Consider the following 13,741-nt stretch of genomic DNA (forward strand, 5'->3'; position numbering starts at 1 on the left):
AAAGAATAATGGTCCGGCCCGGCGGGGTCGACCTGGGAGGGAGGCCTTAAGATGCGGATGTCCAAAAACCATAGTCGCGCCCAAAAGACGGGCCGGGGCCTGCTGTGGACCGCCCTGATGCTGTCGGCCGCCTGGACGGCTCCCTTGGACGCGATGGCGGCTCCGATGGCCAGCGACGGTGTCTATGGCCCCTTCAATGCCGCCTTCCTGGCCGGCGGTGATGGACTGACCAAGCCCCTGCGCGGCGTGACCCTGCCCGCCACCGGCCCCTGGACCCTGTCCACCTGGTTCCAGGCCGATGAGGTGGCCGGCGGCATCGTGCTGCTGGCCGGCGTGGGCGACCCGGCCCAAGGCCGTTACCTGGCGCTGAAGGACGACCGCCTCGCCTTGCGCACCGGTTCCGGTGAAACCATCAGCGGCGGGTCGGCCGTGAAGGCCGGCACGTGGCACCACGCCCTGGCCAGTTTCGACGGCAAGACCGCCCGCCTGTATCTGGATGGCGCCGAGGTGGCGCACGGCACCCCCGCAGAGATCACTGTCACCCCGGTGGTGGGCCTGGCGCCGCGCCTGGGTGGCGCCTTCGCCGGCCGCATCGTCGGTTTCACCGTCGCCCCCCAAGCGCTGGGCCCGGCGGAGGCCAAGGCCGCCGCCCAGGGCAAGCCCGCCGCCGACCTGATCAATTTCGAGGCCGCCAGCCCGACCTGGCCGGTGCAAGTCAGGCAGATGATGGGCCAGGTAACGCCGCAGGATCCGTGGACCCTGCCCAAGAGCACCGCCCCGTTTTCCAAGCCCGTGGCGAAACCTCTTCCCACCGGCCCGGCGTTGAAGCCCGATGGCGCCGACAATTGGACCGTGGGCGGCTGGCGCCTGGCGGAGGCACCCAAGGTGCAGGGCGACGGCGCCCGCATCTCCCAGCCGGGGTTCGACACCGCGTCCTGGTATGTGGCGACGGTGCCCGGCACGGTGCTGACCACCCTGGTCGACCGCGGCGTCTACCCCGACCCGGATTACGGCCTGGACAACCTGGCCATCCCGGAAAGCCTGAACAGGCAGGATTACTGGTACCGGACGGAGTTCGACGCCCCCGCCGACCTGCAGGGCCGCCATCCGCTGCTGACCTTCAAGGGCATCAACTACGCCGCCGAGGTGTGGCTGAACGGCGAACGGCTGGGCAGCGTGCGCGGCGCCTTCATCCGGGGGCAGTTCGACGTCACCGGTCCTCTGCGCCCGGGCCAGAAGAACGTGCTGGCGGTCAAGATCACCCCGCCGCCCCATCCCGGCCTGCCGCATGAGCAGTCGATCGCGGCCGGCGTGGGCGAGAACGGCGGCATGCAGGCGCTGGACGGCCCCACCTTCATCGCCAGCGAGGGCTGGGACTGGATCCCCGCCGTCCGCGACCGCAACACCGGCCTGTGGCAGGACGTGACCCTGACCGCCACCGGCGCGGTGCGCATCGGCGACAGCCAGGTGGTGACCAAGCTGCCCCTGCCTGATACCAGCAAGGCGGACATCACCATCACCGTGCCGGTGGAAAACCTGACCGGCCAGCCGGTGCAGGCCGAGATCCGCGCCGCCTTCGACGACGTAACCGTCGCCAAGACCGTGACCCTGGCGCCGGGTGCCGGCAGCGTCACCCTCACGCCCGCTGAATTCCCACAGCTGAGGGTCAAGAACCCCACGCTGTGGTGGCCCAACGGCCTGGGCGATCCCGCCCTGCACAACCTGACCCTGACGGCCGCCGTCGGTGGGGCCCAGGGGAATATGAAGTCGGATGAAAAGCACACCCGCTTCGGCATTCGCGAGGTCAGCTATGAGCTGTCGCTGATGGACAGCGGTGGCCACCTGCGCCGGGTGGAGGTGGACCCCACGGCCGCCTTCCAGCGGGGCGAGCGCGTGGTCGACGGCAGCCACACCGGCATCCACAAGATCGCCGGCGGCTGGGTTTCCTCCTTGGTTCCGGGGGCGGAGAAATCCCCGGCGGTGAAACCGCTGGAGGATGCCAGCCTGGCCCCCTACCTGATCCTGAAGGTCAACGGCGTGCGCGTGCCGGCGCGCGGCGGCAGCTGGGGCACCGACGACTGGCGCAAGCGCGTGTCACGCGACCGGCTGGAGCCGTTCTTCCGCCTGCACCGCGAGGCCCACGTCAACATCATCCGCAACTGGGTGGGCCAGAATACCGAGGACGTGTTCTTCGACCTGGCCGACGAATATGGCCTGATGGTGCTGAATGATTTCTGGGAAAGCACCCAGGACTACAACATCGAAGCCCAGGACGTGCCCCTGTTCCTGGACAACGCCGCCGACGTCATCCGCCGCTATCGCAACCACCCGTCCATCGTGCTGTGGTTCGGCCGTAACGAGGGCGTGCCGCAGCCGGTGCTGAACGAAGGGCTGGAAAGCCTGATCGCCACCCTGGACGGCACCCGCTATTACAGCGGTAGCTCCAATCGCGTGAATCTGCAGGACAGCGGCCCCTACGACTATCGCGACCCGTCGCAGTACTTCACAAAGCTGTCCCGCGGCTTCGCGGTGGAGGTGGGCACGCCCAGCTTCCCCACGCTGGAGGCGTTCGAGGCCGCCGTGCCCGCCGCCGACCGCTGGCCGGTCAGCGACACCTGGGCCTATCACGACTGGCACCAGACCGGGAACGGCGACACCCACGGCTTCATGGCCGCCATGGACCGCAAGCTGGGGGCGGCCACCAGCCTGGCCGACTTCGAGCGCAAGGCCCAGCTGATGAACTATGAAAGCCACAGGGCCATCTTCGAGGGCATGAATGCCGGCCTGTGGACGGTGAACAGCGGCCGCCTGCTGTGGATGACCCAGCCGGCCTGGCCCAGCACCAACTGGCAGATCATGAGCCACGACTACGACACCCATGGCGCCTTCTACGGCGTGCAGAAGGCGGCGGAGCCCCTGCACGTGCAGCTGAACGCGCCGGACGACGGGATCAGCGTGGTCAACAATACCCGTGAGGCTAAGAAGGGCCTGACCATCCGGTCCCGCGTGCTGACCGTGGCGGGTCAGGTCATCAGCGACCAGACGCAGAAGGTCGATGCCCCGGCCGACGCCGCCACGCCTGCGCGGAAGCTGGACCTGGCCGGCGCCATCCAGGCCAATGGCCTGGTTCTGGTGGAACTGGAGCTGTCGGACGCCACCGGCACGCTGTCGCAGAACGTCTACTGGCGTGGGACTGACGAGGCCGCCACCCGTCGCCTGAACGACCTGGCGCCGCAGCCCGTGACCCTGGCCACGCGCACGGAACGGGCAGGTGATGAGGTCAAGGTGCACGTGACCTTGACCAACACCGGCACCGCCGCGTCCCTGATGAACAAGCTGACCCTGCAGAACGCCGACGGCAGCCGCCTGCTGCCGGCCTATGCCAGCGACAACTACGTCTCCCTCCTGCCAGGCGACCGGCGCGAGGTCACCATCGCCTACCCCGCCGCCCTGGCCCAGGGTCAGCCCAAGGTGGGCTTACGCGGTTGGAACACCCAGCCGGCCACGGCGGCTGTCACCGTGCCCTGACGCCTGCGGGTCGTCCCCGTTCCTATTTGGGAATGGGGGCGCCTGTTGTGCGTATCCCCTCCGGCGCCAGCCCCCTTGACCTGGGTCAATGCGGCGCCGGCCCCGCATGACAGACTGCGACCAGAGCTGGCGACCCGGCATCGTGCCACGGCACGGACAGGCCGCTCCCCTGTGACGAGGGCGGGTGTCATGATCACGGAAATACTGGTTCATCTGGACGGAAGTTCCGACGACGAATACCGGTTGCTGCATGCCGAGCATCTGGCGACCGCGCACAGGGCCCACATCCGGGGGCTTTACTGTGAAAGCCTGCCCGAGATCGTCCTGACGCTGCCGCAGTACGCCGTCAGCCGCGGCGTGGCATCCGAACAGATGAGCGAGCTCAAAGCCCAGGCGGACAGGACGGAGAAAGCCATCCGCCTTCGGCTCGACAAGCTGAGCGTTCCCTATGACCTTCGCCGGTTCGATATCCTGCTGGAAGGCGTGGATCGCGTCGTGGCCAGCCAGGCGCGCACGGCCGACCTGACGGTGGTGCGCACGCCCTATCAGCCTGGCTTCGCCCTGCCGGGCCGGGCGCCCGAATTCGTGGAAGCCGCCCTGTTCGGATCCGGGCGTGGCGTGTTCGTCGTCCCGGAGGAAGAGCCGGCCCGGCTCCGGCCCCTGGACACCGTCCTTGTCGCCTGGACCGACAGCAAAGAGGCGGCGAACGCCGTGGCCCAGGCCATGCCTTTCCTGAAAAAGGCGACCCAGGTGGTGGTCGCCATGGTGGAGGGCGACAAGCCGGCAGAGGCCGGCGGCACGGAACCCGGCGCCGATGTGGCCCGGTACCTGGACCGCCACGGTGTGACCGTCGAACTGCGCCACCTGCGGGAATGGAACACCGTTTCCGAGGCCCTTTTCAATGAGGCCAAACGTCTGGACGCCGGTTTGCTCGTGGCCGGCGCTTATGGCCATTCCCGCCTGCGGGAATGGGTCCTGGGAGGCGTCACCCGGGACATCCTGACGAAAACGCCCCTTCCGGCCCTGCTGGCCCACTGACGCGAAAGACGCGGCCATGAAGCCCGTTCCCAGCGCCGGCAAGCGGCCGGGCGCGGGATCGGCGGTCGCGCGACCGCCCTTCCCTGTTCACCCCCGTGAAAGGAGACATGCCATGCCTGAAGCAACCACCCCGACTGAACCGGCCAAAGCCACGGCGCCGCAATCCGTTCCGGTCAACACCAATGCCGCCCCCACCGCTTCGCCCTTCCACTTCTGGAACTCGTTTCGTGACGAGCTGGACAGCGCCTTCGGCCGCTTCTCGCGCTCGCTGCTCAACGTGCCCGCCCTGTGGCGGTCGCCGGACGCCGACCCCGTGCGCCATTTTGAGGGCGCGTTCGGCATGACCATTCCCGCCGTCGACATCACCGAGCGGGAGGCGGACTACCAGATCACCGCGGAATTGCCGGGGATCGAAACCAAGGACATCAGCGTGTCCCTGGCGGACAACGTCCTGACGTTGAAGGGCGAGAAGACCATCAGCGTCGATGAGAAGCGGGGGGACGTGCACCTGACCGAGCGTCGCTACGGCAGCTTCCGCCGGTCCTTCCATGTGCCCAGCGACACGGATGTGGAGAAAATCTCCGCCGCCTTCGACAAGGGCATCCTGACCGTGACGCTGCCCAAGGCCGGCACCGGCGCCAAGCAGGAGCGGACGATTCCGATCGCCCATTAGGGCGAGAGGCGGCGGCGGTATGTGACGGCCAAGCTGGAGGGGACCTGGGCCTGGATGTTTCGGGATCGCGCCTTCAGCCCGTGATCCGTTGAGCCAAGTCAAGGTCCCGCCAGCCCGCCTGCGGCAAGCTGTGTTCCAGAGCTGGCGACCGCCTCCATGCCCCCATGGACAGGCCGCTTCACCGAAGGAGGGCCGGCGCGATGATCAAGGAAATTCTGGTTCACTTGGATGGCGGCGATGACGACGAAAGCCGCATCCTGCATGCCGACCATCTGGCGATCGTGTATCAGGCCCATGTCCAGGGCCTGTACATCAACATCCTGCCCGAGCCGCCGGAGAGCATATCGCATTACGCCGTCAGCCGCAGCCTGCTGTCCCAGCATCTGGACGACGCCAAGACCCAGTGCCGGCTGGTGGAACACGCACTGGAAGAGCGCCTGGGGAAACTGGCCGGCCCCCACGATCTGCATCGCATCGATTGCCGAGCGGCGAATGTCCAGGGGCTGGTCGCCACCCAGGCCCGCACGGCGGATCTGCTGGTGGTGCGCACACCCTATCGTATCGCCGAACCCAATCGCGCCAGCGATGTGGTGGAGGCGGCGCTGTTCGGATCGGGCCGCGGCGTGTTCGTCATCCCGGAAGAGGATCCGTTGCGCCTGCGGCCGTTCGACACCGTGCTGGTCGCGTGGAAGGATAGCCGCGAGGCGGCCAACGCCGTGGCCCAGGCCATGCCCTTCCTGCGCCGCGCCAGCCAGGTGATCATCGCCACGATCGACAACGGCGGGCCCAAGGACGCGCCGGGTGACCGCAACCTGGCCCGCTATCTGGAACGGCACGGCGTGGCCGCCGAGATCCGGCGGCTGGGCAAATGGGACAACATCGCCGCGGGGCTGTTCAACGAGGCCGAGCTTTCGGGCGCCGGCCTGATCGTGGCGGGAGCCTATGGCCATTCCCGCCTACGGGAATGGGCGCTGGGCGGCGTGACCCGGGACATCCTGACCAAGACCCCGGTCCCGGCGCTGCTGGCGCACTGACGCCGGCGCCCCGCTGACCGGTCCCATCAATCTGAGACGCCATCAACCTGAGACGTCACTAACCTGAGATAAGGGAAAACCGTCATGAAGGCGCTTGTCTACCAAGGCCCCGGCCGCAAGGCGCTGGAGCAGCGGCCCAAGCCGGAGATCAAGGACCCCGGCGACGCCATCGTCCGCATCACCAAGACGACCATCTGCGGCACCGACCTGCACATCCTGAAGGGCGACGTGCCCACCTGCGCGCCGGGCCGCATCCTGGGCCATGAGGGCGTGGGCGTGATCGATGCGGTTGGCCCGGGCGTCACGACGTTCAGGCCAGGCGACCGCGTGCTGATTTCCTGCATTACCGCCTGCGGCACTTGCGACTACTGCCGTCGCGGCATGTATTCCCACTGCCGCACCGGCGGCTGGATCCTGGGCAACACCATTGATGGTACCCAGGCGGAATACGTGCGCATCCCCCACGCCGCCACCAGCCTCTATCCCATCCCCGACGGGGCGGATGAGGAGGCGCTGGCCATGCTGAGCGACATCCTGCCCACCGGCTTCGAATGCGGGGTGCTGAACGGCAAGGTGGCGCCGGGCGCCACCGTGGCCATCGTGGGCTCGGGCCCCATCGGCTTGGCCGCGTTACTGACGGCCCAGTTCTATTCCCCGGCCGAGATCATCATGATCGACATCGACGACAACCGGCTGGAGGTCGCGCGCCGTTTCGGCGCCACCCGCACCCTGAACAGCGCGCAAACCAACGTGCCGGAGGCAGTCAAGGCCTGGACCGGCGGCATGGGCGCCGACACGGTGATCGAGGCGGTGGGCATCCCGGCCACGTTCGAGTTGTGCCAGGATCTGGTGGCGCCCGGCGGAATCATCGCCAACGTGGGCGTGCACGGACACAAGGCCGATCTGCACCTGGACCGGCTGTGGGCACAGAACATCGCCATCACCACGCGGCTGGTGGATACGGTCAGCACGCCCATGCTGCTGAAGACCGTGCAGTCGCGGAAACTGGACCCGTCGGTGCTGATCACCCACCGGTTCACGTTGGACGGCATCCTGTCCGCCTATGACACCTTCGGCCATGCCGCCGACAGCCACGCCCTGAAGGTGGTCATCAGCCCTTGATCCCACGCCCGCCGCGACGCGATCGGAGATTGAGGTGGATCATTTTGCCAACAGCCGGGATGGTGAATGGTTGGGTCATGAACGGATGGGCGGCCGGACGGGGTCCGGCCGCCCATCCGGCGGTCATGACAAGGACGCTTCCCATCATGTCGCGCGATGCTTCAAGGCCCGACAACCGGGCGCAACTGGCGTCCCCCGCCTATCGCCTGCCGGCGCTGGATCAGAGCTTCCTGCTGAGCGACAGCATGCGGGGGGCCCGCCTGATGCTGGAGTATGAGAAGGCCGAGGAGCGGCTGAGGGCCTGGGGCGTGCGCTCCACCCTGGTCGCCTTCGGCAGCGCGCGGGTTCGCGACCCGGATGGGCCGCCGGCGACGGCGGAGGAGGTGGCGCGCGCCGCGGAGTTCCCCAATTCCCACCGGTGGTATGGCGAGGCGTTGGCCTTCGGCCGGCTCGCCTCACAACAGGGCGGGGCGCTGGACGGCATTCCCGGCGGCTATCGCGACAACGTCATCGCCACCGGCGGCGGCGGCGGCCTGATGGCGGCGGTCAACCGCGGCGCGTGGGAAGCGGGCGCGCCCAGCATCGGCTTCAACATCGCCCTGCCGCATGAGCAGGAACCCAACCCCTACACCACGCCGGAACTGACCTTCCAGTTCCATTACTTCGCCATGCGCAAGCTGCACTTCGCCATGCGGGCGGCGGGTCTGGTCATCTTCCCCGGCGGCTTTGGCACCTTGGACGAGATGTTCGAGATCCTGACCCTGCGCCAGGCGGGCAAGTCCCCGGCCATTCCCGTGGTGCTGATGGACAGGGCCTACTGGAAACGGGTGGTGAATTTCGACGTGCTGGCCAAGACCGGCATGATCTCCCCGGCCGACTTGGAACTGTTCAGCTTCGCCGACGACGCCGTGGGCGTATGGCGCGCCCTGCGGGCCCACGGCCTGAAGGTGCCGACGGCCCCCGCCGCACCCCCTTCCGAAGCCTGACCCTACGCCTGACCATTCAAAGGCCTGTCCCCATGATCCCCACCGTCACCTTCCACGGCGCCGCCGGCACCGTCACCGGGTCCTGCACCCTGATCCGCCACGATGGCGGGGCGCTGCTGATCGACTGCGGCCTGTTCCAGGGTCCCAAGACGGTCAAGGAGCTAAACTACCGCGACTTCCCCTTCGACCCCCGCGAGCCGGCGACGCTGGTGCTGACCCACGCCCACATCGATCACAGCGGCCTGGTGCCCAAGCTGTGCCGCCAGGGTTTCAAAGGCCGCATCCACTGCACCGGAGGCACGCGGGACCTTTTGACCTTCATGCTGCCCGACAGCGGCTTCATCCAGGAAAGCGAGGTTCAGCACCTGAACCACCGCAACCGCCAGCGCGGTCGGGCGGAGGTGCAGCCCATCTACACCCGCAAGGACGCGGAGGCCTGCCTGGACCAGCTGGAACCAGGCGAATACGGCGTCTGGATCGACGTCATGCCCGGCGTGCGGATCCGCTTCTGGGATGCGGGGCACCTGCTGGGCTCGGCCTCGGTTGAGGTCAAGGTGGCGGGCGACGGCGGGGAACAGACACTGCTGTTCTCCGGCGACCTGGGCCCGGGCGACAAACCCTTCCACGGCCTGCCCGAGGGCCCGTCGGGCGTGGACTGGGTGTTTTGTGAATCGACCTACGGCGGCACGCTGCGCCCGCCCATGGACAATGAGGAACGGCGGCGCCAATTGGGCGAGGAGGTGGCCGCGGCGCTGAAGGCGGGCGGCGTTCTGCTGATCCCCGTGTTCGCGGTGGAGCGGACGCAGGAGCTGCTGTACGACCTGGCCCGGCTGATGGACGACGGGGCCCTGCCGCGCACGGACATTTTCCTGGACAGCCCGCTGGCGGTGAACGTGACGGAAGTCTTCCGCCAGCACCTGCCGGACATCAACCACGCCGCCGTGGCCGATCCCTTCGACCGGCCCTATTTCCACCCCATCACGGCGGTGGAGAACAGCAAGCGCCTGAACCGTCTGGGCGGCGGCGCCATCATCATGGCGGCCAGCGGCATGTGCGACGCGGGCCGCATCCGCCATCACCTGAAGAATCATCTGTGGCAACGCAACGCCACGGTCCTGTTCGTCGGCTATCAGGCGCCGGGCACGCTGGGCCGCATCCTGACCCAGGGGACCAGCCACGTCCGCATCCATGGCGAAGAGGTGGAGGTGCACGCCCGCATTCGCACCCTGGACAGCTACTCCGGCCACGCTGACCAGGCGGCCTTATTGGCATGGCTGGCGGCGCGCGGTCCCATCCGCAACGGCATCGCCCTGATGCACGGGGAGACCACGCCGCGGCAGGCCCTGGCCGACGCGCTGGCCACCCGGGGCCTGTCCGTCCCGGTCCATCAGCCTGAACTGGATGAAACCATCGTCCTGCGGCCCGGCCATGCGGAGCGGAAGCCGGCCGACCAGCCGCGTCTGGCCACCGTGCCCGAACAGGATTGGCACAACATCTATGCCGCGACGATCCTCGACCTGGCGGAAACGCTGCGTCATGCCGACAGCGACGCGCAGCGCCTGGCCCTGCTGGACCGCATCGCCGCGCTGTTGAAACCCCAGGCCCCCAACCCGGCGCCCCCGGCCACCCCCTGAAGGAGCACCGGCCCCATGCGTTTCCTCAAGTTCCTGCTGGTGTTGATCCTGCTGGCCGGCGCCGGCGGCGGCGGCTATCTGCTGTGGCTGCGCACGCGCGGCAACGTGCTGCCGGCGGGCTTCGTCTCCGCCGACGGCCGCATCGAGGCGCAGGAGGTGGACATCGCCGCCAAGTACGCGGCCCGCGTCCTGACCATAGAATTCGAGGAGGGGCAGCTGGTGCAGGCCGGCACCGTGCTGGCGCGACTGGACGTGCGGGACGTCCAGGCCCAGTACCGCGCCGCCACCGCCGCCCTGGCGCAGGCGCAGAAAACCCGTGACCAGGCCGCCAGCCTGGTGGTGCAGCGGCAAAGCGACCTGGAGTTCGCCACCAAGGAGATGAACCGGGCCAACGAATTGTTTTCCCGAGGCAACGTTTCGCAGCAGCGGGTGGACACCAACCGCAATCAGCTGAAGAGCGCCTCGGCCGCCCTGCGATCGGCCAAGAGCGGACTGAGCGCCGCCGAGGAGGCGATCCGCGCGGCGGAGGCCGATGCCGACCGGCTGCGTGACCTGGCGGACGACGGCATCCTCAAGGCACCGGTGACCGGCCGCATCCTGTACAAGCTGGCGCAACCGGGGGAGATGCTGGGCGCCGGCGGCAAGGTCGCCACCCTGCTGGACCTGTCCGACGTCTACATGACCTTCTTCCTGCCCACCGACTATGCCAACCGCGTGGCGCTGGGCGCCGACGTGCGCCTGCTGCTGGATGCCCTGCCCGGCCTGGCCATCCCGGCCAAGGTCAGCTTTGTGGCGCCCAAGGCCCAGTTCACGCCCAAGCAGGTGGAAACCCGGGCGGAGCGCGACCGCATGATGTTCCGCCTGAAGGCCCGGGTGCCGCAGGCCCTGGTGACCAGCCATATCGAGCAGGTGAAGACGGGTGTCAGCGGCACGGCCTATGTCCGCCTGGACGCGACGGTCGCCTGGCCCGCCTGGCTGCAGTCACGCCTGACCACAACGGCGGCGCAATGACACCGCCCCCCGCCATCCGCGCTACGGGCATCAGCCACCAGTATGGCCGCATCCCGGCGCTGGATGCCGTGACCCTGGCGGTGCCGCCCGGCGGTACCCTGGCCCTGATCGGCCCGGATGGCGTGGGCAAGTCCACCCTGCTGGGCCTGATCGCCGGCGCCAAGCGGCTGCAGCGGGGCGGCTTGGAGGTCTTGGGCGGGGACATGGCGCGCGGGCGGGACCGCCGGCGCCTGCAGCCCCGCGTCGCCTTCATGCCCCAGGGGCTGGGCCGCAACCTCTATCCCGACCTGTCGGTGCGGGAAAACCTGGAGTTCTTCGGCAAGCTGTTCGGGCAGGGCCCGGGAGAACGCCGCCAGCGCATCGACCGCCTGCTGGCCGCCACCGGCCTCGCCCCCTTCCCCGACCGGCCGGCGGGCAAGCTGTCGGGCGGCATGCGCCAGAAGCTGGGGCTGTGCTGCGCCCTGATCCATGATCCCGACCTGCTGATCCTGGATGAGCCCACCACCGGCGTCGACCCGCTGTCCCGCCGGCAGTTCTGGGATCTGATCGACGGCATACGGGCGGAGCGGCCGGGCATGACCCTGTTGGTCGCCACCTCCTACATGGATGAAGCCCAGCGCTTCGACCGGGCGGTGATGATGGATGGCGGCCGCATCCTGGCCGACGGCACGCCGGTCGAGCTCATGAGCCGCACCGGCACGGCCACCCTGGAAGCGGCCTTCGTTGCCCTGCTGCCGCCGGACCGGCGGGGGCCGGACGAAGCCGCGGCCACCACCACCCTGCCGGCCGGCCGGCCCATCGCCATCGAGGCGCGGGAGCTGACCTGCCGTTTCGGTGATTTCGTCGCCGTGGACCGGGTCAGCTTCGCCATTCCCAAGGGGGAGATCTTCGGCTTTCTGGGGTCCAACGGCTGCGGGAAGACCACCACCATGAAGATGCTGACCGGCCTGCTGCCGGCCAGCGCCGGCACGCCCCTGCTGTTCGGCCAGCCGGTCGATCCCGGCGACCTGGCGACCCGCCGCCGGGTGGGCTACATGGCCCAGTCCTTCTCGCTCTACGGTGACCTGTCGGTGGCGCAGAATCTGGATCTGCACGCCACCCTGTTCGGCCTCACCGGCGGCGCGGCGCAGGCGCGCATCGCCGAGGTGGTGGCGGACTTCGGCCTGGCCCCCTACCTGACGGCCCTGGCGGACAGCCTGCCGCTGGGCGTGCGCCAGCGCCTGTCACTGGCTGTGTCGGTGCTGCACAAGCCCGAAGTCCTGATCCTGGACGAACCCACCTCGGGCGTCGACCCGGTGGCCCGCGACGCCTTCTGGCGGCAGCTGACCATCCTGTCGCGCGATCAGGGCGTCACCATCTTCGTCTCCACTCACTACATGAACGAGGCCGCGCGCTGCGACCGCGTCGCCTTCATGCAGGCCGGCCGCGTGCTGGCGGTGGGCGCGCCGGACGATCTGCGCCAGGCCAAGGACGCCACCAGTTTGGACGACGCCTTCGTCGCCTACATGCGGGAGAGCGCCCCGGATGAGGCGCCGGCACCCGGCCCGGCAGCGGCATCGCCGACGCCGAACGCCTTGGCGGACGCCGGCGCCTTTTCCCTGCGGCGGCTGTCGGCCTACGCCCTGCGCGAGGGGTTGGAGCTGCGCCGCGACCCCGTCCGCCTGACCGTCGCCCTGCTGGGCACCCTGATGCTGATGCTGGTCTTCGGCTTCGGCATCAACTTCGATGTCGAGAACCTGCGCTATACCGTGCTGGACCGCGACCACAGCCCCCTGTCGCGCACGGTGGTGGAGGCGTTCTCCAGTTCCCGCTATTTCCAGGGCACGCCGCCCGCCGCCGACGCGGCACAGGCTCTGAAACGCCTGCAGGCCAATGACGTCGCCCTGGTGGTCGATATCCCGCCGGACTTCGGCCGCGACGTGAAAAAGGGCACCCCGGCGGAGATCGCCGTCCGCATCGACGGCGCCATGCCCTTCCGGGCGGAAACCATCCAGGGCTATGTCGCCGGCCTGTTCGTCCGCCTGCAGCAGGATCTGGCGACGGAGGCCGGTGTCGACGAAGCGCCCGGACTGAACCTCATTCCGCGCTTCCGCTACAATCAGGCCTTCCGTTCCGCCGACGCCATGGTGCCCTGCGTCATCGGCCTGCTGCTGGTCTTCATCCCGTCCATCCTGACGGCCCTGGGCGTGGTGCGGGAGAAGGAGCTGGGGTCCATCACCAACCTCTACGTCACACCGGTGTCGCGCCTGGAATTCCTGTTGGGCAAGCAGTTGCCCTACATCGCCATCGCCTTCTTCAACTACGCCATCATGGTCATGATGGCGCTGGTCATCTTCCACGTGCCCCTGAAGGGCAGCCTGTTGGGCCTCAGCCTGGGGGCGCTGGCCTACGTCATGGCCACCACCGCGCTGGGCCTGCTGGTCTCCTGCTTCGTCAGCACGCAGACCGCCGCCGTCTTCGGCACCGCCATCGTCACCATGCTGCCGGCCATCCAGTTCTCCGGCATGATGCAGCCCGTCTCCACCCTGTCGGGCATGCCCCATCTGCTCGGCGCCATCTTTCCCACGACATACTTCGTGAAGACGGTGGTGGGCGCCTTCACCAAGGGGCTGTCGCTGGCGGAGCTGACGCCCTTCATCCTGTCGTTGTTTGCCTTCTTCCCGGCGCTGGTGCTGGCGGCAACCGTGCTGCTGCGCAAGCAAGAGGCCTGAGCCC

Annotated in this window: 9 protein-coding genes; all 9 read left to right on the forward strand. The window is 68.6% G+C overall.

What is annotated here, in order from left to right:
• Nucleotides 1–51: 51 nt before the first annotated feature.
• The 9 genes from Y958_RS30520 to rbbA all read left to right on the forward strand — a co-directional run bounded on the left by Y958_RS30520 (nt 52) and on the right by rbbA (nt 13,737).
• The gene (locus tag Y958_RS30520) at nt 52–3,528 is read left to right on the forward strand and encodes a glycosyl hydrolase 2 galactose-binding domain-containing protein (RefSeq protein ID WP_211098820.1); all 3,477 of its coding nucleotides are present in this window, start codon (nt 52–54) and stop codon (nt 3,526–3,528) included.
• Between the two features lie 189 nt (nt 3,529–3,717).
• Nucleotides 3,718–4,566: a universal stress protein gene (locus Y958_RS30525; protein WP_088875653.1), complete on the forward strand. Its 849-nt coding sequence runs from the start codon at nt 3,718–3,720 to the stop codon at nt 4,564–4,566.
• A 112-nt stretch (nt 4,567–4,678) separates the two neighbouring features.
• Complete coding sequence (locus Y958_RS30530) at nt 4,679–5,239, forward strand: Hsp20/alpha crystallin family protein (RefSeq protein ID WP_186291642.1); 561 nt, start codon at nt 4,679–4,681, stop codon at nt 5,237–5,239.
• Nucleotides 5,240–5,439: 200 nt separating this feature from the next.
• Nucleotides 5,440–6,273 (forward strand): universal stress protein, encoded by an 834-nt coding sequence (locus Y958_RS30535; RefSeq protein WP_088875655.1) that lies wholly within the window; start codon nt 5,440–5,442, stop codon nt 6,271–6,273.
• An 84-nt stretch (nt 6,274–6,357) separates the two neighbouring features.
• Entirely contained in the window at nt 6,358–7,395 is a 1,038-nt protein-coding gene (locus tag Y958_RS30540) for a zinc-dependent alcohol dehydrogenase family protein (RefSeq protein ID WP_040845067.1), read from the forward strand.
• Nucleotides 7,396–7,541: 146 nt separating this feature from the next.
• Nucleotides 7,542–8,381, forward strand: a complete 840-nt coding sequence (locus Y958_RS30545) for an LOG family protein (protein WP_088875806.1) — start codon at nt 7,542–7,544, stop codon at nt 8,379–8,381.
• 32 nt (nt 8,382–8,413) lie between these two features.
• Entirely contained in the window at nt 8,414–10,015 is a 1,602-nt protein-coding gene (locus Y958_RS30550) for an MBL fold metallo-hydrolase (protein ID WP_244909721.1), read from the forward strand.
• 15 nt (nt 10,016–10,030) lie between these two features.
• The gene (locus Y958_RS30555; protein WP_088875656.1) at nt 10,031–11,026 is read left to right on the forward strand and encodes an HlyD family secretion protein; all 996 of its coding nucleotides are present in this window, start codon (nt 10,031–10,033) and stop codon (nt 11,024–11,026) included.
• The gene (gene rbbA / locus Y958_RS30560) at nt 11,023–13,737 is read left to right on the forward strand and encodes a ribosome-associated ATPase/putative transporter RbbA (protein ID WP_088875657.1); all 2,715 of its coding nucleotides are present in this window, start codon (nt 11,023–11,025) and stop codon (nt 13,735–13,737) included. Before Y958_RS30555 ends, rbbA begins: the two co-directional genes overlap by 4 nt.
• Nucleotides 13,738–13,741 lie beyond the last annotated feature (4 nt).

This window comes from Nitrospirillum viridazoti CBAmc (genome assembly GCF_000730165.1).
In the GTDB taxonomy this organism is placed as follows: domain Bacteria; phylum Pseudomonadota; class Alphaproteobacteria; order Azospirillales; family Azospirillaceae; genus Nitrospirillum; species Nitrospirillum viridazoti.

Bases quoted from the DNA above. Each gene is read 5' to 3' on its own strand.
- Y958_RS30520 (WP_211098820.1), top strand. From the start codon at position 52: ATGCGGATGTCCAAAAACCATAGTCGCGCCCAAAAGACGGGCCGGGGC.
- Y958_RS30525 (WP_088875653.1), top strand. From the start codon at position 3,718: ATGATCACGGAAATACTGGTTCATCTGGACGGAAGTTCCGACGACGAA.
- Y958_RS30530 (WP_186291642.1), top strand. From the start codon at position 4,679: ATGCCTGAAGCAACCACCCCGACTGAACCGGCCAAAGCCACGGCGCCG.
- Y958_RS30535 (WP_088875655.1), top strand. From the start codon at position 5,440: ATGATCAAGGAAATTCTGGTTCACTTGGATGGCGGCGATGACGACGAA.
- Y958_RS30540 (WP_040845067.1), top strand. From the start codon at position 6,358: ATGAAGGCGCTTGTCTACCAAGGCCCCGGCCGCAAGGCGCTGGAGCAG.
- Y958_RS30545 (WP_088875806.1), top strand. From the start codon at position 7,542: ATGTCGCGCGATGCTTCAAGGCCCGACAACCGGGCGCAACTGGCGTCC.
- Y958_RS30550 (WP_244909721.1), top strand. From the start codon at position 8,414: ATGATCCCCACCGTCACCTTCCACGGCGCCGCCGGCACCGTCACCGGG.
- Y958_RS30555 (WP_088875656.1), top strand. From the start codon at position 10,031: ATGCGTTTCCTCAAGTTCCTGCTGGTGTTGATCCTGCTGGCCGGCGCC.
- rbbA (WP_088875657.1), top strand. From the start codon at position 11,023: ATGACACCGCCCCCCGCCATCCGCGCTACGGGCATCAGCCACCAGTAT.